This window comes from Pseudomonas sp. zfem003 (genome assembly GCF_032621675.1).
GTDB lineage: Bacteria > Pseudomonadota > Gammaproteobacteria > Pseudomonadales > Pseudomonadaceae > Metapseudomonas > Metapseudomonas otitidis.
In genome coordinates this window covers 276,372-298,592 of the sequence record NZ_JAVYJG010000011.1, presented here as the reverse complement: position 1 = coordinate 298,592, position 22,221 = coordinate 276,372, and the positions used below count along the sequence as shown (strand labels likewise).

Genomic DNA, 22,221 nt, shown 5'->3' with positions numbered 1-22,221 from the left:
CCACCGTGCTGCCCATGATCCTCCGCTGGCCGTCGGTGACGGTGAGTTCGTCTGCCAGCGTCTGCCAGCCTGCGGTTCAGCCAGTGCAGGTGGCGGCGCAGGTGCTGCAAGCGGTTGGCGAAGTCCCCCGAGGCAGGCAGCTCGGCCAGGCTTTCCACCACCAGGCGGCTGGCGCGGTCACCGGCGTGGTGGCCGCCCATGCCGTCGGCCACCACCCACAGGCCCTGGCCCGGGCTGTCCAGGAAGGCGTCCTCGTTGCGCGCCCGCACCTTGCCAGGGTGGGTGCGGGCGGCGCTGGTCCAGGCGGCGCCCGGCATCAGAGGCTCACCGGCAGGCGGAAGGCACGCAGCATGCCGAGGTCGAAGGGGTTCGGCGAACGCTGGCTCTGCACCAGGTAGTGAGCCCGCAGGCCGTCCACTTCCGCCTTGAGCATCAGCACGTCGCGGCCGCTGTGGTATTCGGCCTGCATCTGGTCGAAGAGGCGGAACAGCGACCAGGGGCCGGTGTTGCGCTCGACGCCGATGCGCCGCCCGCTGAGCTCCTCCAGCACCAGGCTGCTGCGCCCTTCCTCGGCCTCCGTGGGCCACTTGAAGGACATGGGCACGATGGGCCCATGGCGGTACTCCATCAGCCGGTCGCCGAAGCGGAACTCCGCACGGCTCAGGGCCGGGTCGATGGAGTAGGGCTCCAGGCGGAACCTCACCTGCGGCTCGTTGGGGTTGTCGGCGAAGAAGCTCAGGCGGATGGCCTGGGCGTTGGCCATCTGGTCGAGGAAGCCACGGGCGATGGGCAGGCTGCCGCCGTCCACCGAGCGCACGCGGTACTCGCCGGGTGTGCCGATCACGAAGGGCTTGAGGTAGGTATCGAAGAAGCGCTCCGCCAGGCCCTGGGTCTTGAAAAACTCGCGGAAGTCACTCAGGGCGACGTCGCTGTGGCTGCGCGGGTTGAACGGGTAGCGCTTGTCCAGGGCCTTCAGGTAGAAGCCGTACAGCTCGCTCTGGTAGCGCTGGTTGAGGTACTGGTGGGCACCGCTGAGGATCAGGTGCCAGCTTTCCCCCGCCATCATCGCCAGCCAGCCGCCGATCGGCTGGGGCAGCCGCGAGGCGCTGCTGCGCAGGTTGGCCAGGGCGTCGCTCTGGCCGCCCATGCGGTTGCGCGCGAGGTCGAAGGCGGCCTGCTCCGGCTGGCTGGAGCGGGCCAGCGTGGCCAGTTGCAGCTGCAGTTCGTTGAGCGCACGCATGACCGGGACCAGGTCGGCTGCGGCGCCGCCGTTGTCGTCCAGCAGCAGGTGCAGGGCTTCGAAGCGGCGCTCCATGGTCAGCCGCGCATTGTCCGGCAGGTTGCTGGCCAGGGCATCCCGGGCCTTCTCCGCGACGGCGGCGACCTTGCCCAGGGCCCCATCGGCCTTGGCGCCTTCGGCGGGTGCCTCGGAGGTGGCGTCGGCGATGCCGGGCAGACGGGTGTGCTCGCGCACCTCCACCAGCAATTGCAGCAGCGGCGAGTTGGCTGCGGTCAGCCCGGCCAGTTGCTCGGCACCCTGGTAGGTGTCCAGCAGGGGCTCCAGCTTCAGGCGGTTGATCGCCTCGCTCCAGTGGTTGGCGTAGTCGCGGAAGTACAGTTGCTGCAGCTCGACCATCAGGCGGCCGAGGTCCTGCATGCTGAGGTTGCCGCCTTCGCCCATCACCCAGTTGTCCCGCAGCAGCTCACGCACGGTGGGCAGGCCCTTGGCGGAGAAGAACTGCTGGTAGCCCTGGCGGGTGTAGAAGCCCGGGATGCGGTAGTCGGTGCCGGAGAACAGCGCGCCCTGTGGCCCCAGGCGCTGGGCGAAGCTGTACTCCGGCAGGCTGCGGGCCTGGTCGCGGAGTACGCGGTAGACCACGGCGGCCAGGGATTCGCTGCGCAGGCGCTGGCGGGCCTGGGCCACCAGGGGCTCGTTCAGCGGGTGGACGAAGGGGCGCGCCAGCAGGCGGTCGAGGTGCTCGGTCAGCGCGGCCTGGGTCGCGGCATCGCCGCCGTAGCGCAGCGACCATTCGGCCTGCAGCTGGCTCTTGAGGAAGGCGGCGTCGCGCCGTTCCGGCAGGTTCAGCATGAGGTAGGCGCGCAGGCTGGCCAGCAGGCGCTCGCGGTTGCCCAGGCTGGCGCGTACCTGGCCCTCCAGGCTGGTGGCGATGCGCGGCAGCAACTGCTGCTCCAGGGCGCGGCCGTAGGCGTCGTCGAGCACGGGCTGGCTGCGTCCGCCCTGGTAGAGGCCGTTGTGCTCCAGCAGTGAACGCTCGGCGGCGCTGGGGAATACGCGGGTGGCGGCGAAGCTGTGGTCCAGCAGCGTGAGGGCGGCGCGGGCGTCTTCGCGAGGGTCGAGCAGGGCCTGTTGGGTCTCGATCACCCGACCATGGTCGCGCACGGCTTCCAGGCGCTGGTGGTTGCTGCTGAAGCCCGCCGCCCAGGCCAGGCCGAACAGCGCCACGCAGCCGAACGCGCCGGCGTAGAGCCCGCGCTGGCCCCAGTCGATGCGGCGCTTTTCGCGTGGATCGAGCCCGGCCAGGTCGGCCTCCGGGAAGATCACCTGGCTGAACAGCTGGTGGATGAAGCGCGCACGCCCCCCGCGCAGGGTGGGCAGGGCACTGCTGCGCAGGCCCAGGTTGGCGCCGACCCGGGCGGTGCTTTCGTCCAGCTCCTGGAGCAGGTGCGGCGCGCTGGTGAAGTAGAAACCGCGCAGCAGGCTGGCGCGCTGGTAGCGGTTGCCGGTGAAGGCCATGTCGATGAACACGCACAGCGGTTCGCCGATCCGCCCGAGCTGGGTGGGGAAGTCGAGGATGCGCCCCCGCCGGCCGGTGTCCCGCTCCTGGTGCATGCGGGTGATGACCTGGCTGGTGAGGCGCCGCAGCAGGGCTTCGAACTCCTGGCGCACCACCTGGCCGCTGGTGCCGTTCTGCCCCTCGCGGAAGGTGGCGCCGAGGACCTGGTCGCTCTCCTCGCGGGACAGGTGGTCGAAGAACTCGTCGAAGCCGGGCAGGGTATCGGCCTTGCCGAGGACCAGGTAGACGGGCACTTCCGCATGCAGGCGCTGGTGGATCTCCTGCAGGCGCTTGCGGACCTGCCGCGCCAGGTCGTCCAGGGCCTGCTCGTCGCCGCTCGCCAGCAGGTCGAGGGGCAGGTTGACAATCACGCCATTGAGCGGGCGGGTGCGACGGCGTTTGCGCAGCAGGGCCAGCAGGCTGTTCCAGGCGCCGCCGTCCACCTCCGGATCACCCTGGGTGAGGTAGCGCCCGGGGCTGTCGATCAGCACACCCTGCTCGGCGAAGTACCACTCGCAGTAGCGGGTGCCGTGGGTGTCCCGGGTAAGGGTGCGGTCGTTCTGGTTGAGCGGCAGGTCCAGCCCGGAGAAGTCCAGCAGGGTGGTCTTGCCGCTGCCCTGGGGGCCGAGCACCAGGTACCAGGGCAGGTCCCGGCGGCGCTGTTCGCCCTGGCCCTTGTACAGGCTGGAGCGCTGCACGGTGCGCAGTGCGTCCTTGAAGCGGGCGGCGAGTTCGCGCTGTTCCTCGCTGGCCTCCTCCTCACGGCGCAGTTGCTCCTGGCCGTCCTCGGTGGCCTGTTGCGCTTCGCGCTTGCGGGCACCTCGCCAGGTGCTGAAGACGATGAACAGCCCCCAGCCGAGGAACAGTACGGCGATGCTCAGCAGCCGGCTGCCGGCGTCTTCCCACGGCTTGTGGTCGGCGATGCCGAGCAAGGGGCCGGCGAACCACACCAGCAGGGCCAGCATCAGCACCAGCAGCAGGCTCCAGACCCAGGTCCGGCGCAGCACGGCGCCGAGCTTCTTGAAGAAATCTTTCATGACACGGTCCCTGTGTTACGGCGTGAGGTCCAGTGGGCCGGAGGCGGCCGGGAGGAAGGGCTGCAGCACGGCTTCGCGCTGATCGTCGAGCACCCAGGCGAAGCCGGCGTAGATGGCCAGCAGGCAGGCCAGGGTGAGGGCTGCCACCAGCCAGGCCGGGACGCTGCGTACCAGGCCGCGCCCGGGCTCCTGCAGGCCCTGCCATTGGGGCGACAGCTCGCGGGGCACGTCGCCGCGCAGGTGGCGGATCTGCCGGTAGAGGCTGTCGCGGATGGCCTCCAGTTCGAGCATGCCGCGGGCCGCCACCCGGTACTTGCCCTCGAAGCCCAGGGCCAGGCAGAGGTACATCAGCTCCAGCATGGCCAGGTGCTTGACCGGGTTGCGGGTCAGGCGGTCCAGCAACTGGAAGAACTTCTCGCCGCCGAAGGTTTCGTTGTGGAACTGGCTGAGCAGGCTCATCTGTGCCCAGGTGCTCTGGTCGCCCCAGGCAGTGGTGACCACGGCTTCATCCAGCACGGTGCAGAGCACGTAGCGGGCGGCCATCACATCGCCGTTCTCCAGGCCTTCCTGCAGGGCGTGCTGCTCGAACTGGCGGACGCCGTCGGCCAGCGCCTGGTTGAGGACGGCGAGGTCCTCCCCCTGCTGGCTGTGCTTGAGCCGCACGATCTCCGACAGCAGGCTGGCGGCGGCGGAGACCAGCGGGTTGAGGCTGATGTTGAAGGCCTCGGCCGGTCGCAGCCGGGCGGCATGCACCATGCGGCTTTCCAGCTGTTCGAGGCGCGGGGCGTCGGCCAGGTCGGTGAGGGGGCCGCGATGGGGGGCGTCGCTGCGGCGGTCGAGCAGGACGGTGCGGTCGTCCTGTGGATAGTCCATTTCCTTGTGCATGCGCTCAGTTCCTGATGGCCCAGAACTTCAGGTCCAACCCGGCGAATTCGCCGGATACGTGGAAGGCGAAGCCGCCGGAACGCTCCAGTTGGCTGCGCTCCTCCGCGGTGATTTCCAGGACGAAGTAGGTCTTGTTGGCGTGGAAGGGGATCTGCCGGGGCGCCACGGGCAGCGGGCGCACGCGGATGCCGGGCAGGTGCAGGTTGACCAGTTGGCGGATCTGCTCCACCGCGCCGGCCTTGAGGTGCGAGGGCAGGTTCTGGCGCAGTTCCTCGGGCTCGCACTGCGCGCTGGCGGCGAGCACGAAGGAGGAGGTGGAGAGCAGCGTGTGGTCCTTCAGCGGCGACACGAGGATGCCGTACTGGCGCTGCTGCAGGGCCAGTTCGATGGCGTGCTGCTCCAGCACCATGGACAGCGCCTGGCGCAGGGCATCCATCAGGGCGCGGAAGCTGGCGCCCTGGTCGTTGTGCTGGTAGCGGCTGTCGAGGCGGGCACGCTTGCTGTCGCTGGAGAAGGTGGTGATCTCGCCCAGCATGGCCAGCAGGGTGCGGTACAGCTCCTCCGGGTGCACGTGCTCCTGGTCGAGGTAGTGTCGGAGCAGCAGGTCGGTGCGGTTGATCAGCTGCAGCATCATGAAGTCACCGACCTCGGCACCGGCCACCTGGCCGTTGGAGCGGATGCGCTCGGCGAGGGTGTCGCCCCGGTGGCCGAGCATGCCGATGACTTCCTTCAGGCAGGACAGCAGGTAGGCGGAACCGGCCAGGTGCAGGTGGCTGGGGATGAAGGCCGGGTCCAGGGTGATGCGCCCTTCCGGGGAGGTGTCGAGCACGTCGCAGAGCTTCAGCCGTACGTAGGCCTCGTCGTTGCGCTGCTCGCCGAGGAGCAGGCGGAAGTCGGGGCGGGCGCAGGTGATCTGGGTGCTGGAGTCCTCGCCGGCATTGGAGTCGGCCACGTCGAGGTCATGGCCGGTGTAGCGCGCCAGCACGTCGGCCTGGTCGCTGCGGCGGGCCTCGATGTGGTTGCCGGTGACCAGGGGCAGGGCCAGGTACACCGGGGTCTGGTTGGTGTTGGGCGGGATGTCCAGTGCCAGCGGTTCGCTGCGGCTGCGCAGGTCGAACAGGCTGCCGTCGGGCATCACGCCGGCGGCCTGGCTCAGCACCAGCTTGCCGGTGGCGAGGAACTGCGGGTCGATCTCCAGGTGGAAGAAGCCCCAGCAGTAGCGGCTGAGCAGGCGTGTGCGCTGGCGGATCTGGTTGTCGTGGTAGCGGTCGTTCTGCTGGAAATGCTGGGGGCGCAGGAGCATGCCTTCGCGCCAGATGACCTTGTGGGTGTGCATGTCAGCGCACCTCGCGGTTGGGCAGGTCGTGGGGTTCGAACAGGCCGCTGCGCTCCAAGTGCAGGGTGATCCGGGTGCGCTCCTGGGGCGGCACGGCGATCACATAGCGCCAGCGGGTCTCGGGCAGGTCGCGGTAGGCCGCGAGCAGGGCTACGTAGCGGCTGTCCTTGTCGATGCTGAGCTTCAGTTCGCGGCGCTCGCCGGGGCGGATCTCCAGCTCTTCGCTGGCCACCATGTCGAGGGCGAGGGTTTCCCGGGCGCGTTCGTAGAGGCTGAAGAAGTCGGCATTCTCGAAGGCCACCGGATGCTTGAGTTCCAGCAGGCGTAGCACCACGGGGGAGGGGCGGCCGTCGAGATCGGGGTTCAACTGGTCGCTGGCCTGCAGGTCGAGGTCCAGCTTGGTCAGCTCGGAGTAGGGCGACAGGGCCGAGCAGGCGCTGAGAAGCGCCAGCACGGCCAGGAGGGTGAAGGACTTGAAGCGGGGCATGGCGATCATTCCCTTGGGTTGCCGTGAAGGGTGGCGATGAGGCGGACCTGTTCCTCGTAGGCCTGCGCGAAATCGCGGGCCAGCAGGCGTTCGGTCCAGTCGTCGTCGTGGCGCAGGCGCTGGTGGTAACGCTGGTAGGCGCGCCAGCGGCCGCCGGCTCCGCTCAGCCGCGAGAGGCGTCCGTCGCGCTCCAGACGCAGGGCCAGCGGCTCGGGCGCGAAGTGGTCGAGGGTGGCGCGGACGGCGGCGCGGCTGGCGCTGAGCAGCGCCACCTGGTGGGCCTGCAGGTCGCGGAAGGCCCGTGCCACCGCCAGCCGTGCGGTGGGCGCGCCGGTCTGTACGGGGGCGAGCAGGGCGCCGAGGCTGTCGCGGCCGTCGAGGGGCGTGCGCAGGGGGCCGAGGTCGGTGTTCTGCACCGAGGTGAGGGGCAGGCGCAGTTCGTTCTTGATCTCCGCACGGGTCCTCAGGCTCTGCTGCAGGCCCTGGACGCACTGGCGTAGCAGGTGGGCGGCTTCCAGGGCAAGGGCTTCGCGCTCGGCCGCATCGAGCCGGGCGAGGTCGACACCCAGGGCGTCACCCAGGCGCTCCCAGAAGCTGGCCGGCACCTTGGCGGCAGCAACGGGCGCTGCAGACGGCTCGGTTGGGGGCACCAGCTCCGGCAGGGGCAGGCTGTCCCGCTCGATGGGTGCGTGGTCGTGGGGCTGGCGCAGGGGTTCGGCAGGGGCCTGGAGCAGCCCGTGGAGGTCGTCCCGATCGGCTTCTTCTTCCTGGTCGAGGCTCGCCAGGGGGTCGAGCTCGAGGAAGGAGTCGTCGGGGATGATGCTGCCGGCCGGGGTCGGCCGCCCGATGTCCTCCAGCGGTATGTCCTGGGTGGCCACCAGGCGGGCCTGGATGTCGAAGCTGCCCATGCAGAACACCGTGCCGTTCTCGATGGGGTGGGCCTCGCCCTTGGGCAGGTGAGCGCCCGAGTCCTTGAGACGGATGCCGTTGCTGCTGGTGTCGGTAAGGAAGTAGCGCCCGTCGCGGTAGCTCACGCGGGCGTGTCGGTTGGACAGGTGGCGCTGCTGGTCGGGGATCACCCAGTCGCAATCTTCGGCACGGCCGAGGCTGCCGCCTGCGCGGAGGAAGCGTCGGCGACCGGAGGTGGTCGGGACGAACTGCTGGGCACCAACGATTTCTAGAACCAGTTCCATGGCGTGTCGCTCCCTGGCGGTCAGTTGCCGCGGTTGAGGATCTGCGGGGTGCCGAGCGGGCGGTAGTCGCCGTCGTCGAACTTGTAGTTGCCGCTGCAGCCGGCCAGGGCGATGCACAGCGCCAGGCCTGCGAGGGCACGTAGGGTGCGGGGGAACATCGGGCATCCTCCTTTGGAAGTCGGGGGTGAGTGGGGTAGGGGCATGGCCGGGCGCTTCAGAGATCCGCCGTGCCGATGCCGAGGCGGTCCATGCGGTACAGCAGGGTGCGGCGGGGCAGGCCCAGCTCGCGGGCTGCCTGTGCACGGTTGCCGTCGTGGCGGCGCAGGGCGTCGATCAGTTGGCCGCGCTCGTAGTGATCGAGGCGCTCACGCAGGCTCAGGGGCTGCCCGCTGGGCAGGGGCGTGCCACGCAGGCTGAAGTGGGACGGCAGCAGCTCGCCGTCGCAGAGCAGCACGGCACGCTCCACCAGGGCCTTCAGCTCGCGCACGTTGCCTGGGAAGGGGTGCCGGGCCAGTCGCTCCAGCGCCTCCTCCGACCACAGGCAGGGCGAGCGCTGGAGAAAACGGCAGGCCTGGTTGGCGAAGTGGCGGGCGAGGTGGGGGATGTCTTCGCCCCGCTGGCGCAGCGGCGGCAGTTCGATGGGGAACTGGCACAGCCGGTAGAACAGGTCTTCGCGGAACTCGCCGGCGGCGATCATGGCCTGCAGGTCACGGTGGGTGGCGGCGATGATGCGCACGTCGATCCGGTGCGGGTGGGGCGTGCCCAGCGGGCGGACTTCGCCTTCCTGCAGTACCCGCAGCAGCTTGGCCTGGAGCGCCAGGGGCATGTCGCCGATCTCGTCGAGGAACAGCGTGCCGCCGTTCGCCGCATCCAGCAGCCCTTCGCGGTCCGCGTCGGCGCCGGTGAAGGCGCCCTTGCGGTAGCCGAACAGTTCGCTTTCCAGCAACTGCTCCGGCAGGGCCGAGCAGTTCTGCACGATGAAGGGGGCTTCCCGCCTTGGGCCGTGGTCGTGGATCGCGCGGGCCACCAGCTCCTTGCCGGTGCCGGTCTCGCCGTGGATGAGCACGGTGTAGGGGCTGTGCAGGACCTTGCCGATCAGGCGGTAGGTCTGGCGCATCACCTTGCTCTCGCCGATCAGGCCGAAACCGCGCGCGCAGGGGCGGGGCGTCGTGCTGCGAGAGCTGTCGCCACGGGCGGCGGGCTGCAACCGCTGGAACAGGTCGAGCTGGGCCAGCATGAGACGGCCCATGCGCTCCAGCGAGCCGGTAAAGGCCGCCAGCTCGCGGGCCTGGCGGGTGGCGCAGAGCAGCAGACCGCGAATGGCGCCCTGGTGCGCCCGCAGGGGCAGGCACAGCAGCGCCCGCCAGGGGCCGCCTTCCTCGGGGAGGAAGCTGGTGTCGTGCAGGCCCGGGTTGAGTTCGGCCAGGGCGAGGGGCTGGCCCTGGCACAGGCTGTACTGCAGCAGCTGCTGGTCGCGGTAGTCGGCGGGCAGGGTGGCGCGGTCCCGGGGCTGGAGGCGGGGTTCGAGGTATTCCGCCGTCAGCCCCAGATGCGTACGCGCCGCGTCCAGCAGGTAGAGCTGCGCCAGTTCGCAGCCGCTCAGTTCGGCGGCGGCGCCGACGAAGCTGCCCAGCAGTTCGTCGCTGTCACTCAGCCCGACGAGCCGGTCGTACTGCCCGAGCAGGGTTTCGGCGTAGTCGAGCGGCTGCGGCATCTGCGCGAACATGCCCATCTCCTCAGCACAGCTCGCAGACGATGGCGCCGTGTTCGCCCAGGCGGGCGTGGGCGCGGCTGACCGGGGTGCCGGTGGCCATGGCCGCGAGCAGCTGGTCGGCCACCTGGGGCAGCAGGCGGGACTCCACCACCTGGTCGATCAGCCGAGCGCCGCTCTCGGCCTGCTGGCAGAGGCTGGCGATGTGCGCGACCAGCTCCGGGCCGTGGCTGAATTCCAGCTGGCGACGCTGCAGGCGGGTGCCCAGGCGTTCGAGCTTGAGTCCCACCAGTTCTTCCAGCAGCGCACCGCTGATGGGGTAGTAGGGAACGACCCGCATGCGGGCCAGCAGCGCCGGCTTGAAGTGCCGCACGAGCTGCGGACGGATGGCCTCTTCCAGCGCTTCGGACGTGGGCTGGTGGCCGTCGGCGCAAAGGCTGTCGATACGCTCGCTGGCCAGGTTGGAGGTCATCAGGATGAGGGTGTTGCGGAAGTCGATCTCGCGCCCCTCGCCGTCGTTGGCGATGCCCTTGTCGAAGATCTGATAGAAGAGGTTCAGCACGTCGGGGTCGGCCTTTTCCACTTCATCCAGCAACACGACGGAGTAGGGCTTCTGGCGCACCGCCTCGGTGAGCATGCCGCCTTCGCCATAGCCGACGTAGCCGGGCGGGGAGCCGATCAGGCGCGAGACGGTGTGCTTCTCCTGGAACTCGGACATGTTGATGGTGGTGAGGAAGCGCTCGCCGCCATACAGCAGGTCGGCCAGCGCCAGGGCCGTCTCGGTCTTGCCCACACCGCTGGGGCCCACCAGGAGGAACACGCCCACGGGGGCGTCGTGCCGGTTCAGGCCGGCGGCGGTGGCACGCACGGCGCGGTCCAGTGCCTGCACGGCCTGGTCCTGGCCGCGGATGCGCTGGCGCAGGTCGTCGGCGAAGCTGAGCACCCGGGCGTTGTGTTCACGGGCCAACTGGGCGAGGGGGATGCCTGTCCAGTGGCTGATCACCTCGGCCACCAGGCGTGGGCAGACTTCGAAGCTGACCAGCGACTCGGTGGCCTGCAGGTCCCGCAGGGCGCCGTGGGTGTCTTGCAGCTGTGCTTCCAGCTCGGCCAGGCCTGGTGCTTCGGCGGGCACCGTTTCATCGCCCTGGCGCAGCCGGGCGATGCGCTGGCGCAGGTCCAGCAACTGTTCGGCAAGGGTGCGCTGGCGGTCCCAGCGGGCCTCCAGGGCGTGCAGTTCGTCCTCGCGCTGGCGAAGGCGCGTGGCCAGGTCGTCTAGGGTCGCACCGTCCACCGGCAGCCCGGCGTCCAGGTCGCGGCGCAGGGCCTGGTGCTGGCGGGTGTCCTCGGCCTGTTCGCCGCGCAGGCGTTCGAGGGCCTCGGGCGCGGCCGCGAGGCTGATGCGCACCCGGGCGCAGGCGGTGTCGAGGACGTCCACGGCCTTGTCCGGCAGCTGGCGGCCAGCGAGGTAGCGGGCGGAGAGTTCGGCAGCGGCGACCACGGCGTCATCACGCAGGTAGATGCCGTGGCTGCGTTCGTACACCCGGGCGAGCCCGCGCAGGATGGTCACCGCTTCGGGCACGGTGGGCTCGTGAAGCTGCACGGGCTGGAAGCGCCGGGCCAGTGCCGGGTCCTTCTCGAAGTACTTCTTGTACTCGGCCCAGGTGGTGGCGGCGATGGTGCGCAGCTCACCCCGGGCCAGGGCCGGTTTGAGCAGGTTGGCTGCATCGGAGCTGCCCGCCTGGCCACCCGTACCGATGAGGGTGTGGGCTTCGTCGACGAACAGGATGATGGGCATCGGGGCGTTGCGGACCTCGTCGATGACGCCCTTCAGGCGTCGCTCGAATTCGCCCTTCACGCTGGCGCCGGCCTGCAGCAGGCCAAGGTCGAGGGACAGCAGCTCGACGTCCTTGAGGGCGTCCGGCACTTCGCCGTTGGCGATGCGGCCGGCCAGGCCCTCGACCACGGCGGTCTTGCCCACCCCGGCCTCGCCCACCACGATCGGGTTGTTCTTCCGGCGTCGGGCGAGGATGTCGATCATCTGGCGGATGGCGGAGTCCCGGCACAGCACCGGGTCCAGCTTTCCGTCCCGGGCCTGCTGGGTCAGGTTGTGGGTGAAGCGCTTGAGCAGCGATTCCCCTGTGGACGGGGCGCTGGCTGTGCCCGGCTCCGCCTGCTGGGCGCGGGCGAAGTCCCGCAGCCGTTCGGCGCTGATGCGGCCGAGCAGGGCGTGGTAGCGGGTGCCCGCGTGGCGCAGAGGGTTTTGCAGCAGCGCCAGGAGCAGCGCGGCCTGGTCGATCAGGCTGCGCTGCAGCTCCAGGTTGGCCACCAACAGGGCGTCCTGCAGCCACTGCACCAGTTCGGTGGCGAACACCGGGTTGCGCGAGGCGCTGTGCTCCGGGTTGGCCTGGAGTGCGGCGGCCAGTTCGGCTGCGTCCACCTCGCCGTCCTGCAGGGCGCGGTGGATCAGGCTGCCGGTGCGCTCCAGCATGGCCAGCAGGAGGTCTTCCACCAGGATGCGGCTGCCGCCCCGGGCGACGCAGCGCTCGGCGGCGATCTCCAGATCACGGCGGGTGTCGGCGTCCAGGGCCTGGACGAGTTGTTGCAGGTCGATATTGATCATGGGCTCATCGGTCCTTAATGAGTGCGGCTGCGCAGCGAGACGATGCCGTCGGCACGTTCGCGGCCCAGCCAGCTGGTCCAGCCGAGGCGGCAGGGGTTGTCGGCGCCGACCCGCAGTTCGCGGATGGCGTCGTGGCGCAGTACCAGGCGGAGGTCGTAGTCCAGCGGGTCGCGCAGGGTGAAGCGCACCAGCGCGCAGAGGGGCTGGTAGCCGGTGCCGATAGGCAGGAATTCGTGGAAGCGTTCCCAGTCCAGCTGGCGGATGTGGATGCGGAACTTGCCGCCGCGATCGCGCACCCGCTCCCCCAGTACCAGGTCCTCGCCCAGTTGGCTGTTGGCCTGGCCCAGGCGGTTGAGCTGCTCCTGGAGGATGTCGACGCTGCGCTCGATGCATTGCTCGATGAACAGCTCGGCATGCTTGAAGTAGTAGCGCAGCACGGCCTCGATCAGTGCCGCCGAGTGGGCGCGCAGGCTGAGCAGCCCGAGGTAGGGCAGCAGGCGCTTCCAGTTCAGCTCCTCGGCGCTGCGCAGTTCCTCGCTGCCCAGCCCGATCAGGGCGAACAGCCGTTCGGAGAAGGCGTCCCGGGCGCCGCTCTGGAAGCTCGACCGGTAGCGGTACTTGCGCCAGATCGGCAGCAGCAGCCGCTGCAGCCGGTGGTGGAGCAGGTCGAGGAAATCCCGGGTGGGGTTGTCGTCGTCCCCTTCGCCCAGCACCTGCTCGGCATAAAAGGCAGGCAGCGGCGAGCCCGAGCCGGAGAGACGGACGAGGTTCAGGCAGATGCGCGCGCGCGTCTCGCCCCCTTCTTCGAAGAAGGTCAGGCTGTGGATATCGGTGCCGGGGAAGCCCAGGCTCGGGTTGGCCTGGAATTCGATGCGCTCGTAGAGGCGTTCCTCGTCGATTGCCTCGTCCGTGCCGTCCGCCTGGTGCAGGTGTTCCATCGCCAGGAGCACGGCCTGGAACAGCGCGTATTCCCGGATGCCCTGGCTCAGGCGGCTCAGAGCAAGGGCTGCTGGCCCATGCGTGGTGTCCATTGGTACACCTCTCCCTGTGTGCTGCGGACCCGTAGCTCGTGGTACGAGTTGAGGCTTGCGTAGAGTGCGAAGAATTCGTTGAGCACCGAGGCGAAGACGAAGAGGTCGCCGTCGCAGATGTAGCCTTCGGGGTCGATGCTCATCTCGGTGCGCAGGCCCCGGACCGGCAGGCCGCGGTGGAGCCTGTCCACATGCTGGTGGCGGATCGACTTGAGGCCGTTGAGCAGGCGCTTGCTGACCTTTTCCGCGTGCTGGTCGTAGTAGCGCGGCAGGTCGTAGGTTTCGAGGATCACCTTCAGCGCGCCGACGTTGGCGAGCGAGAGGTAGTTCAGCGACATGTTGCTGATCAGCTTCCAGAGGAACTCGCGGTTGATCGGCGGTGCGTAGCTGGCGGTCACGGCGGTGATGTTGCGGAAGGTGAGGAAGTCCGGTGCGCCCTCGCCGGGACGGCAGATGTCGCCCAGGCGCAGCCGGCGCGGCAGGTTCTGGTTTGTGCAGGTCAGCTCCACGGAGAGGGTTTCCTGTTCCTGGCTGCTGCGCGCACCGAAGCTGAGGTAGGTGTCCAACCCGTCGTGCAGCAGGGAGTTGCGCTGGCGCACGCTGTAGTGCGGCCGGGGCATCGGCACGTCGAAGCTGGCGTCATGCTCGAAGGATTCGAACTGCACGTAGTCGCGATGACCGACCCCGCCGGGCAGCCAGCCGCTGACGGTGTCGACGGAGAACACGCCGCAGTGCTGCGGGTCGTACTCGGCCGGGAGGATCAGGTATTCGTCCTGCTTGCCGTCGAGGCGGATGGGCAGGGCGTCGTGGCGGAACAGGTTGGCCACCGGGGTGCAGTAGAGCTTCAGGTTGTCCAGGGTCGGGCGCAGGCGCTGGATGCCGCTGCGACGGATGTCGAAACGCAGCTCCAGGCCCCTGGCCTGTTCCAGCTGCTCCTTGGGCAGGCCGCCGAGGCAGGCCAGGCCGGTGAGGTCGACGAAGAGGAACTTGTCCTGGAAGGCGAAGTATTCCTGCAGGTAGCGGTAGCCGCGGAACGTGTTCAGCGGGTAGGGGATGAGCGCCTCTTCCTCGGCGAAGCCCACGGGGCGAATGCTGGTGGATGGCAGGCGCAGGCCGATGGGCTGGCCGCGCTCGTCCTGCAGGGCGACGTTGTTTGCGTCCAGCGGCACCAGCTCGACGTTGTCGAGGTCGTGCACCAGCCCAAGGTAGAGCGTCTGGCTGATGTAGCGCTCGCCCGCCAGGTGCAGGCGCAGCCGGTCGAAGGGGACGTCGCCCAGGTGGCCGTCGCCGATCAGGGCCAGGCGCAGGCTGAGCAAGGCGCCATCCCCGGTGACGGAGTAGCTCAGGCCATCGGCCCGCAAGGGCAGGATCTCGGTGGGGAAGCAGGTCTTGAAGCGGCAGCGCACGTCATCCACCGGGTTGCTTTCCACGCAGGTCTCACGGGGCACCACCAAGGCCTCACCCGCGCCGTCATGCGGATCGAACTGCAGGATGCTGAACGCCGGCAGGGGGCGCATGTAGTTCGGCCACAGCAGGTGCATCAGCGAATGGGTCAGCTCGGGCAGTTCGTCGTCGAGCTTCTGCCGCAGCCGGCCAGTCAGGAACGCGAAGCCCTCCAGCAGGCGCTCCACGTCCGGATCCCGCCCCGCCTGGGCGAGAAATGGCGCCAAGGCCGGGCTGCGCTCGGCGAAGCGGCGCCCGAGCTGGCGCAGGGCGGTCAGCTCGCTTTGGTAGTAGTGGTTGAAGGACATGGAGGACTGTGTTCCCGGTGTTCCTGGGCGAAGACTGGCGAAAGGGCCAGGGCGCTGTATGCGTCAGCCGATCAGTACGGTTCCCGAACCGCTGAGGACGACGTTGCCGTGACTGCCGATGCTTCCCACGGTGGCAGCGGGACGCCCATTGATCAGTACGGTGGCGGAAAGGTTGGCCGCCATGGCCCCGCCACAGGCCGACGGGTCGCCTTGGCGCGCGGCGGGCAGGCCGTCGAACAGCACGTCGGGTGACCCAACGGCGATCGGGTTGATCAGGTGGAACGGGATGGGGCATGCCGTCGGGTCGGACAGGCGTGCGGCGGGTTTGCCGGACATGGGGAATCTCCTTACTGGACCTTGACCTTGCCGCTGCCGTCGAGGTGGGCGGCGAAGCTGACCTGCCGCCGGGTGCCGTCGATGTTCAGCGTGCCTTCGATGGAGAAGGACAGGTTGAGCGGGTCGTACCGACGCGGCAGTGCGATCACGCGGACGCCCTGCAGCCGCGGCTCGTAGGCCTCGATGAAGCGCTCGATGGCGGCACGGGCCTGGTTGAGGGCGTCGTGCAGGCTCATGCGCATGTCGTTGAGGTCGGGCAGCCCGTAGTCGGGCAGCGTTTGCACGCTGCCCGCCCGGGTGCTGAGCATCTTGGCCAGGTGGTCGGCGACGGATGACATGACGGCGACTTCGCGGCTCAGCCCGACGCGTTCGCGTGCCTTGCCGCCCAGTCGTTCGAACAGGCTGCCGTAACCGTCCATCTGCCGGCCCTTATTCCTTGTCCAGCTTGCCGACCAGGGACAGGGTGAAATCCGCCCCCATGTACTTGAAGTGCGGCCGGATGCTCAGGCTCACGCGGTACCAGCCCGGTTCGCCTTCGACATCGGTGACCAGCACCTGGGCTCCGCGCAGCGGGCGGCGGCTACGGACTTCGGAGCTGGGGTTCTCCTGGTCGGCCACGTACTGGCGAATCCACTTGTTCAGCTCCAGCTCCAGGTCGGAGCGCTCCTTCCAGGAGCCGATCTGTTCGCGCTGCAGCACTTTCAGGTAGTGGGCCAGGCGGTTGACGATGAACAGGTAGGGCAGCTGGGTGCCGAGCTTGTAGTTCAGTTCGGCGGTGCGGCCTTCTTCGCTGATGCCGAAGAACTTCGGCTTCTGGGTGGAGTTGGCGGAGAAGAATGCGGCGTTGTCGCTGCCCTTGCGCATGGTCAGGGCGATGAAGCCTTCTTCGGCCAGCTCGTACTCGCGGCGGTCGGAGACCAGGACCTCGGTGGGGATCTTGGTTTCGATCTCGCCCATGCTCTCGAAGTGGTGCAGCGGCAGGTCCTCGACGGCGCCACCGCTCTGCGGGCCGATGATGTTCGGGCACCAGCGGAACTTGGCGAAGCTGTCGGTGAGACGGCTGGCGAAGGTGTACGCGGTGTTGCCCCAGAGGTAGTGCTCGTGGTCGTTGGCGACGTTCTCCCGGTAGACGAAGGTCTTCACCGGGTTCTCTTCCGGGTCGTAGGGGTTGCGCAGCAGGAAGCGCGGCAGGGTCAGGCCGACGTAGCGGGCGTCCTCCTGTTCGCGGAAGCTCTGCCACTTGGCGAACTGCGGGCCCTCGAAGTGGTCCTTCAGGTCCTTGAGGTCGGGCAGGCCGGTGAAGCTCTCGATGCCGAAGAACTTCGGCCCGGCGGCGGCGATGAAGGGCGCGTGGGACATGCAGGCGACGCTGGCGACGTACTGCATCGTCTTGATGTCGGGGGCGCTGGGGTTCATGTAGTAGTTGGCGATGATCGCGCCGACCGGCTGGCCACCGAACTGGCCGTATTCCGCGGTGTAGATGTGCTTGTAGAGGCCGGACTGGACCACCTCCGGGGAGTCCTCGAAGTCATCCAGCAGGTCCTGCTTGGAGACGTTGAGGATCTCGATCTTGATGTTCTCGCGGAAGTTGGTGCGGTCGATCAGCAGCTTGAGGCCGCGCCAGGAGGATTCCAGTGCCTGGAACTCCGGGTGGTGGAGGATCTCGTCCATCTGGCGGCTGAGCTTGGTGTCGATCTCCGCGATCATGCGGTCTACCAGGGCCTTCTTGACCGGCTCGCCCTGGTTCTGTGGCTTCAGCAGTTCTTCGATGAAGGCCGAGACGCCGCGCTTGGCGATGCCGTAGGCCTCGTCCTCCGGGGTCAGGCTGGTTTCGGCGATGATCCGGTCGAGGATCCCGTGTTCGGCGGCCTTCGCCGACTGTTCCTGTACTGCGCTGATGCTCATGGTTCGCGTCCTTTCAATCTGTTCCGGTTGTTACTCGTCCTGGCTGGTACCGAGGCCCAGCTCACCCAGTACGCGGGTGCGGGACTCCTCGTCGGCCAGTACACCTTCGATCGCCTTGCGGAAGGTGGGGGCGTTACCCAGCGGGCCCTTGAGGGCGACCAGGGCGTCGCGCAGCTCCATCAGCTTCTTCAGCTCGGGCACCTGCTCGACCAGGTTGGCGGGGTTGAAGTCCTTCATGGAGTTGACCGACAGGCTGATGCCCAGCTCGTCGTCTTCCTTGTCCTCCTGGAGGCGGTTCGGCACGTTCAGCGTGAGGCTCAGCTCCTGCTTGGCGAGCACTTCGTCGAAGCTGTTTTTGTCGATGCCGATCGGTTTGCGGTCCTCGACCTTGCGGTCGTCCGCACGCTGGGTGAAATCCCCCAGCACGAGCAGCTTGAGGGGCAGCTCGATTTCTTCCTGGGCGTTGCCCGTGGCGGGCTTGAAGGTGATGTTGATGCGTTCCTTGGGGGCGACCGAGCCTTCTTTGGCCATGACATGTCTCCTTTGCGTGGGGGCCCGAGGGCCTAGTCGAGTACCACCTCGAGATCGAGATGGCACAGCCTGCGGTGAACCTCGTCCTTGCGTTCGCGCACGCTGTGGTTCTGTGGCAGCAGCTCGCAGCAGCTGTGCAGGAGGTTGAGCACCTGCAGGACGAGGTCGGGTTCCCAGGCGTGCAGGCCACTGTCCTGCAGGTCCTGGTCGAGGTTTTCGAGCTGGATGCGGGCCAGCTCGTATTTCTTGGCGTGGTAGCAGAGCCGGGCCATGGCCAGTTGCCAGAAGAAGCGCTGGCGGCCGCCATGGGCTGATTGCAGGCCCTGCTTGAGGTGCTGGGTGGCGGCCTTGAGGCCGTCCTTGCGCAGGATGGCCTGGGCCTCCTGCAGGGCCTGCTCCCAGGCAGGTGCCTCGTGGCCGCTGGTGGGCGTCGGGGCGGCGTCGACGGTCTGAAGGTGGGGCAGGACGTGTGCGCTGATCCAGCTGCGGGCAGCCGGGTCGGCGAACGGGCTGCCATCGTGGAAGCGCAGTTCGACGATGCCGGGCAAGCGGTGCAGGAACAGCGCGCACTGCAGTTCGACTTCGAGCATCGCGGCCTCCGCTCCCAGGCCCTGGAGGCATTCCCAGGCCATGTGCTGGCCGTCCAGCCAGAAGGGCGCGCGGGCGATGCTGCCTTCCAGTTCGGCGAGCAGGTCGGCGTATTCGCCCTTGGCCAGCCGATCCCGGTAGTTCTCCAGCTTGTCCTTGGGCAGGTTGCGCAGGGGGGTGATCTGTTCGGCGTTGCGCTCCGGGAGGCTGTCGATCGCCAGCCAGAGCAGCGTGCGGTTGAGGCGCAGGGCGCGGATATCGGTGGTGTTCTGGCGCAACCACCAGGTGTTCAGGGGGCGGGCGGCGTCCTGCAGGGCGCGCAGGTTCTTCTGTGCGTCCCGCTCGTTCTCCACGGCACTGGGCGAGGACAGCAACTGGCTGGCCACCTGCTTGACCTGGGCCACGGTGGCGCTGACCGCGTTATTCTCCGGCTGGCCCTTGGCGGCCTGATTCACCCGTTCGTTGAGTCGGCGGCACAGGGGTAGGAGCAAGGGCGCATCGGCCTCCAGGCGCTGGCTCAGGCACTGGTCCAGGCGGGCAAGGGCGCTCGCCAGGTCGCGGAACAGGGGCAATTGCTCCTTGATCGGCACGGCTTCGTCGAACGCGGGCTCCAGGCGTGTGGTCAGCCAGGCCAATGCGGCGGCGCGGGTGCGCGACTTGCGCGGATGCAGGTCGTCCCAATGTTCTTCGCAGAGGTACAGCAGCAGTGCCAGCCCGGCATGGAGGCCCTGGAAGGATTCGCACTGATAGAGCGCCCAGGTCAGCCAGGCGGCTGCGCGCAGGTCCTTCGACTGAGCGCGGAGCAGTGCCTCGCTCTGCTCCCGGATCATCTGCCAGTCGATGGGGGCGCTGGTATGCAGGGAGGCAGCCTTGCCCAGCTCGTTTTCCAGGGCTTCGAATTCCGGCGAGTAGCGGACGTCTTCACCCGCAAAGCTCTCCGCCGAGACGGGCTTGGCAGCCAGCTCCTGATAATGGGCGGCGAGTTTTCCGGAGTAGCTCATCCCTGCTGGGCTCCAATTGAAGTTGACTTCCTGTTGGGCAATTGAGCGTTGCTGGAACCGAGTGCGCGAGGCGAAGACTCGGTCGTAGCCAATTGCCATCTTCAAGGGCGACCGATTATGGAGGGGAGGTTAAAAAGTGTGTTCGCCAATACCTGTAGGAAACAAAGACAGGTGTTGAGCGCGGCGTCTTTGCGAGCCTGTAGTTGCCTGTAAGGTCTTTTCTAGAGCGGTCTATTGGCTACTTTCAGTTGATTGAAAGTGCGCAGGAAGTTGCGCTTTGAATGCGTTGAAAATTGCCCGTCATGTTTGGATTTCTTGTTGGTTTATTGGGCGAGAGCTGCACTTTTATTTGCAACCTGTTGGTTTGAAAGAAGTTTCCAGAATTGGCATGTGCCTTGTTTGTAGTAAGGGGCCTGAAGTCATCAGGCCATTCATCAACCACGGCAAGGAGACTGCCATGCCAACTCCCGCGTACCTGTCCCTCGAAGGCACCAAACAAGGCCTCATCACCGCCGGCACCTTCACCGAAGACTCGGTCGGCAACATCTTCCAGGAAGGCCACGAGGACCAGATCCTGGTCCAGGCCTTCAACCACCAGGTGATCATTCCCCGTGATCCCCAGTCCGGCCAGCCCACCGGCCAGCGTGTCCACAAGCCGCTCATGATCACCAAGGTGTTCGACAAGTCCTCACCGCTGATCTTCAACGCCCTGACGTCCGGCGAGCGCCTGTCCAAGTGCCGCCTGGAGTGGTACCGCACCTCCTCCACCGGCACCCAGGAGCACTACTTCACCATCGAGCTGGAAGACGCGGTGATCGTCGACGTGCAGTCGCGCATGCCGAACTGCCAGGACCCGAACATGGCGCACTTCACCCACCTGGAAGACGTGTACTTCACCTACCGCAAGATCGTCTGGACCCACGAGGTCTCCGGCACGTCCGGCTCGGATGACTGGCGTACGCCGATCTCCGCCTGACCCTTCGGCCGGGGTTCCCCGGCCGAACTCCTTCCGCCCCGACTGGGGCGGATCTATTCCGGAATCAGTTTGTCCACCAGCGCCGGATCATCGATGAAGCGATTGCGCGTGCCCTGCAGGGCAGCGATGCGGTCGTTGCGGGCGCGCTCGGCGGCGTCGGGCGGGTCCTGGCGGTGCCACTGCTTGAAGACCTGCACCTGGCCGACGATGGGCAGGCCGTATTCCACATGCATATAGAAGATGGTGCGGGCGACGTTGCCCTTGGCTTCGTCCCTCGGCTCCATCAGCTGGAAGCTGCTCTTCAGCGGGCAGTCGTCGATGGTGCGCGCGGAGGCGGCGTCACCCACCACGCCGAACAGCGCGTTGCGTCGCGCCAGTTCCACCCGTGCCAGCTCGGGGTAGAGGTTGTGCAGGTCGGCCAGCATGTAGGGGTATTGCGGGTTCGCCTCGCGGCACTGGGCGTCGGTCACGCAGCGAAGGGCGCTCTTGATCTGCTTGATGGCGTAGACCGGGCTGGCCGCCAACAGGCCGCTTTCGCCCTGGAAGGGCTTGCCGCAATAGAGCGTGGTGTCGGGGCCGGCGTAGAGCTGTTTCCAGAAGGCCTCGCGGATCGCGGCCTTGGGGTCTGGCAAGCGATTCTGGCCACCGGCAAACAGTGGGCTGGAGACGGCAAGGGCTGCCAGGGAGAGGGCTATCGCAACGACGCGCATGGTGATGACCCAGAGTGACGCCCCTTGTAGGGCTTGTTGTTATTCGGGACTGGCGGAGTCTAGCAAGTGGGTTTTGCCAAGACAAAACCAAGCGATCGCTTGCTTGGGTTCGCAAATTGCCCCGTATGAATCGATTGAATGTGATGGACGCACCATTTGTAGGGGCGTGTAAGAGAATGCTTACAAGATCTGACGGCTATAGCTGCTATCGCCGCTTGGTGGGCCTCACTAATCTACACGCCATGGGACGCCGCGCAGGAAGCGCACTGAAAAACACGGATGCAGTGGATTCTCCGCCAGGATGGCGGTTGATCAGGGATGTCAGGGAAACAAGTCTGCAGAAACCCCGCTTCGGCGGGGTTTTTCTTTTGCGCGTTCAAACGCCTTCCCAGGGCGGCGCCGGGACTTTCTCCAGCAGGTTGTGCAGCAGTTCCAGGGTGGCCTGCTGGCGCTGGGCATCGCGGAACACCAGTCCTACCTTCAGCGGCACGCGCGGTTCGCTCAGGGGCTTCCACAGCAGGTACTGGTTGGCGTGCATCTGCCGTGCCCGTCCGGGCAGCACGGTGGCCAGCTGGGTATGGGGCAGGCTGTCGAGGATGCCGGCCATCTGGTTCAGCTCCGCCTGCACGTTGGGCCGGCGGCCGATCAACGCCAGTTGTTCCTGCCAGATCTGCCGCACGCGGAACTCCTCGCCCAACAGCAGCATCGGCAGTTCCGCCGCCTGGCTCAGCGACACCTTCTTGAACTCCCGCAACGGGTGCTCCGTGGGGATCACCAGTTGCAGCTCGTCTTCGTAGAGCAGCCGGCTGTGCAGGCCGGGCTGTCGCGGTGGGAGGAAGCCGATGCCGATGTCCAGGGTGCCGGTCAGCAGGCGCCGCTCGATGTCCAGCCCGGACAGCTCGTAGATCTGCACCACCAACTGCGGCTGGGCCTCCCGCAGCCGCTCCAGCAGCAGCGGCACCAGGCTGGCATTGACCGTCTGCAGCACGCCGATGGCCAGGCTGCGCGGTGCCTGGCCGCGGAACCCGCGCAGCGCCTCGCGGGCGCGTTCCAGGCCATCCAGCAGCGGCAGCGCATGGCTGTACAGCGTGTGGGCGGCGAGGGTCGGTAGCAGGCGCTTGCCGCTGCGCTGGAACAGGCTCACGTCCAGCCCCTGTTCCAGTTGGCGGATCTGCTGGGAAAGCGCCGGCTGGGACAGGCTCAGGCGCTCGGCTGCCCGGCCCACATGGCCCTCTTCATAGAGCGCGACGAAGTAGCGAAGCTGGCGAAAATCCATAAGCCCTGCTTATCGATAAAGCTGGAAAATCGAAATGGCCCGGCAACCCCGA

General features: G+C 67.7%; 18 protein-coding genes and 1 pseudogene. 1 reads left to right on the top strand and 18 read right to left on the bottom strand.

Annotated features, from left to right (window positions below; all coding sequences use genetic code 11):
• The 16 genes and pseudogenes from RTK35_RS25910 to tssA form a co-directional block, all read right to left on the bottom strand.
• Positions 1-320 (bottom strand): annotated as a pseudogene (locus tag RTK35_RS25910) (PP2C family protein-serine/threonine phosphatase); the annotation flags it as partial.
• Positions 317-3,832: a type VI secretion system membrane subunit TssM gene (gene tssM / locus RTK35_RS25905; protein WP_316909330.1), complete on the bottom strand. Its 3,516-nt coding sequence runs from the start codon at positions 3,830-3,832 to the stop codon at positions 317-319. The gene tssM and the pseudogene RTK35_RS25910, both read right to left, overlap by 4 nt.
• Positions 3,833-3,847: 15 nt before the next feature.
• Complete coding sequence (gene icmH, locus RTK35_RS25900; RefSeq protein ID WP_044411949.1) at positions 3,848-4,717, bottom strand: type IVB secretion system protein IcmH/DotU; 870 nt, start codon at positions 4,715-4,717, stop codon at positions 3,848-3,850.
• Between the two features lie 4 nt (positions 4,718-4,721).
• Complete coding sequence (gene tssK / locus RTK35_RS25895; protein ID WP_107329649.1) at positions 4,722-6,053, bottom strand: type VI secretion system baseplate subunit TssK; 1,332 nt, start codon at positions 6,051-6,053, stop codon at positions 4,722-4,724.
• Between the two features lies 1 nt (position 6,054).
• The gene (gene tssJ / locus RTK35_RS25890) at positions 6,055-6,540 is read right to left on the bottom strand and encodes a type VI secretion system lipoprotein TssJ (RefSeq protein WP_044411955.1); all 486 of its coding nucleotides are present in this window, start codon (positions 6,538-6,540) and stop codon (positions 6,055-6,057) included.
• Positions 6,541-6,545: 5 nt separating this feature from the next.
• On the bottom strand, positions 6,546-7,733 hold the full coding sequence (gene tagH, locus RTK35_RS25885) for a type VI secretion system-associated FHA domain protein TagH (RefSeq protein ID WP_316909329.1): 1,188 nt from the start codon (positions 7,731-7,733) through the stop codon (positions 6,546-6,548).
• A gap of 20 nt (positions 7,734-7,753) precedes the next feature.
• A complete protein-coding gene (locus RTK35_RS25880; RefSeq protein WP_044411960.1) occupies positions 7,754-7,891 on the bottom strand; it encodes a hypothetical protein in 138 nt (45 codons plus the stop codon).
• Positions 7,892-7,947: 56 nt separating this feature from the next.
• Positions 7,948-9,459: a sigma-54 interaction domain-containing protein gene (locus RTK35_RS25875; protein ID WP_142012632.1), complete on the bottom strand. Its 1,512-nt coding sequence runs from the start codon at positions 9,457-9,459 to the stop codon at positions 7,948-7,950.
• A gap of 10 nt (positions 9,460-9,469) precedes the next feature.
• Positions 9,470-12,064, bottom strand: coding sequence for a type VI secretion system ATPase TssH (gene tssH / locus RTK35_RS25870; RefSeq protein WP_316909328.1), 2,595 nt, complete (start codon positions 12,062-12,064; stop codon positions 9,470-9,472).
• Positions 12,065-12,078: 14 nt separating this feature from the next.
• Complete coding sequence (gene tssG / locus RTK35_RS25865) at positions 12,079-13,095, bottom strand: type VI secretion system baseplate subunit TssG (protein WP_316909327.1); 1,017 nt, start codon at positions 13,093-13,095, stop codon at positions 12,079-12,081.
• Positions 13,059-14,846 (bottom strand): type VI secretion system baseplate subunit TssF, encoded by a 1,788-nt coding sequence (gene tssF, locus RTK35_RS25860; RefSeq protein WP_142012624.1) that lies wholly within the window; start codon positions 14,844-14,846, stop codon positions 13,059-13,061. Before tssF ends, tssG begins: the two co-directional genes overlap by 37 nt.
• Before the next feature lie 63 nt (positions 14,847-14,909).
• Complete coding sequence (locus RTK35_RS25855; protein WP_044412074.1) at positions 14,910-15,182, bottom strand: PAAR domain-containing protein; 273 nt, start codon at positions 15,180-15,182, stop codon at positions 14,910-14,912.
• Between the two features lie 11 nt (positions 15,183-15,193).
• Entirely contained in the window at positions 15,194-15,601 is a 408-nt protein-coding gene (tssE, locus tag RTK35_RS25850) for a type VI secretion system baseplate subunit TssE (RefSeq protein WP_316909326.1), read from the bottom strand.
• Positions 15,602-15,611: 10 nt separating this feature from the next.
• Positions 15,612-17,087 (bottom strand): type VI secretion system contractile sheath large subunit, encoded by a 1,476-nt coding sequence (gene tssC, locus RTK35_RS25845; RefSeq protein WP_316909325.1) that lies wholly within the window; start codon positions 17,085-17,087, stop codon positions 15,612-15,614.
• A gap of 30 nt (positions 17,088-17,117) precedes the next feature.
• Positions 17,118-17,618: a type VI secretion system contractile sheath small subunit gene (gene tssB / locus RTK35_RS25840; RefSeq protein WP_044411980.1), complete on the bottom strand. Its 501-nt coding sequence runs from the start codon at positions 17,616-17,618 to the stop codon at positions 17,118-17,120.
• A gap of 32 nt (positions 17,619-17,650) precedes the next feature.
• Positions 17,651-19,207, bottom strand: coding sequence for a type VI secretion system protein TssA (gene tssA, locus RTK35_RS25835; RefSeq protein ID WP_316909324.1), 1,557 nt, complete (start codon positions 19,205-19,207; stop codon positions 17,651-17,653).
• Between the two features lie 457 nt (positions 19,208-19,664).
• Between tssA and RTK35_RS25830 the strand changes: the two genes are divergently transcribed.
• Complete coding sequence (locus RTK35_RS25830; RefSeq protein ID WP_044411986.1) at positions 19,665-20,183, top strand: Hcp family type VI secretion system effector; 519 nt, start codon at positions 19,665-19,667, stop codon at positions 20,181-20,183.
• A 53-nt stretch (positions 20,184-20,236) separates the two neighbouring features.
• On the opposite strand, the gene RTK35_RS25825 is transcribed toward RTK35_RS25830, so the two are convergent.
• Both RTK35_RS25825 and RTK35_RS25820 read right to left on the bottom strand, forming a co-directional pair.
• Positions 20,237-20,893, bottom strand: coding sequence for an endonuclease I family protein (locus tag RTK35_RS25825; RefSeq protein ID WP_316909323.1), 657 nt, complete (start codon positions 20,891-20,893; stop codon positions 20,237-20,239).
• 376 nt (positions 20,894-21,269) lie between these two features.
• A complete protein-coding gene (locus RTK35_RS25820) occupies positions 21,270-22,169 on the bottom strand; it encodes a LysR family transcriptional regulator (protein WP_044411992.1) in 900 nt (299 codons plus the stop codon).
• Between the last annotated feature and the right edge of the window lie 52 nt (positions 22,170-22,221).

Coding starts and splice junctions, on each gene's coding strand:
- RTK35_RS25855 (WP_044412074.1), bottom strand. CDS start 15,182: ATGTCCGGCAAACCCGCCGCACGCCTGTCCGACCCGACGGCATGCCCC.
- tssM (WP_316909330.1), bottom strand. CDS start 3,832: ATGAAAGATTTCTTCAAGAAGCTCGGCGCCGTGCTGCGCCGGACCTGG.
- tssA (WP_316909324.1), bottom strand. CDS start 19,207: ATGAGCTACTCCGGAAAACTCGCCGCCCATTATCAGGAGCTGGCTGCC.
- icmH (WP_044411949.1), bottom strand. CDS start 4,717: ATGCACAAGGAAATGGACTATCCACAGGACGACCGCACCGTCCTGCTC.
- tssJ (WP_044411955.1), bottom strand. CDS start 6,540: ATGCCCCGCTTCAAGTCCTTCACCCTCCTGGCCGTGCTGGCGCTTCTC.
- tssK (WP_107329649.1), bottom strand. CDS start 6,053: ATGCACACCCACAAGGTCATCTGGCGCGAAGGCATGCTCCTGCGCCCC.
- tagH (WP_316909329.1), bottom strand. CDS start 7,733: ATGGAACTGGTTCTAGAAATCGTTGGTGCCCAGCAGTTCGTCCCGACC.
- tssE (WP_316909326.1), bottom strand. CDS start 15,601: ATGGACGGTTACGGCAGCCTGTTCGAACGACTGGGCGGCAAGGCACGC.
- RTK35_RS25825 (WP_316909323.1), bottom strand. CDS start 20,893: ATGCGCGTCGTTGCGATAGCCCTCTCCCTGGCAGCCCTTGCCGTCTCC.
- tssH (WP_316909328.1), bottom strand. CDS start 12,064: ATGATCAATATCGACCTGCAACAACTCGTCCAGGCCCTGGACGCCGAC.
- RTK35_RS25830 (WP_044411986.1), top strand. CDS start 19,665: ATGCCAACTCCCGCGTACCTGTCCCTCGAAGGCACCAAACAAGGCCTC.
- RTK35_RS25880 (WP_044411960.1), bottom strand. CDS start 7,891: ATGTTCCCCCGCACCCTACGTGCCCTCGCAGGCCTGGCGCTGTGCATC.
- tssC (WP_316909325.1), bottom strand. CDS start 17,087: ATGAGCATCAGCGCAGTACAGGAACAGTCGGCGAAGGCCGCCGAACAC.
- tssF (WP_142012624.1), bottom strand. CDS start 14,846: ATGTCCTTCAACCACTACTACCAAAGCGAGCTGACCGCCCTGCGCCAG.
- tssB (WP_044411980.1), bottom strand. CDS start 17,618: ATGGCCAAAGAAGGCTCGGTCGCCCCCAAGGAACGCATCAACATCACC.
- RTK35_RS25820 (WP_044411992.1), bottom strand. CDS start 22,169: ATGGATTTTCGCCAGCTTCGCTACTTCGTCGCGCTCTATGAAGAGGGC.
- RTK35_RS25875 (WP_142012632.1), bottom strand. CDS start 9,459: ATGTTCGCGCAGATGCCGCAGCCGCTCGACTACGCCGAAACCCTGCTC.
- tssG (WP_316909327.1), bottom strand. CDS start 13,095: ATGGACACCACGCATGGGCCAGCAGCCCTTGCTCTGAGCCGCCTGAGC.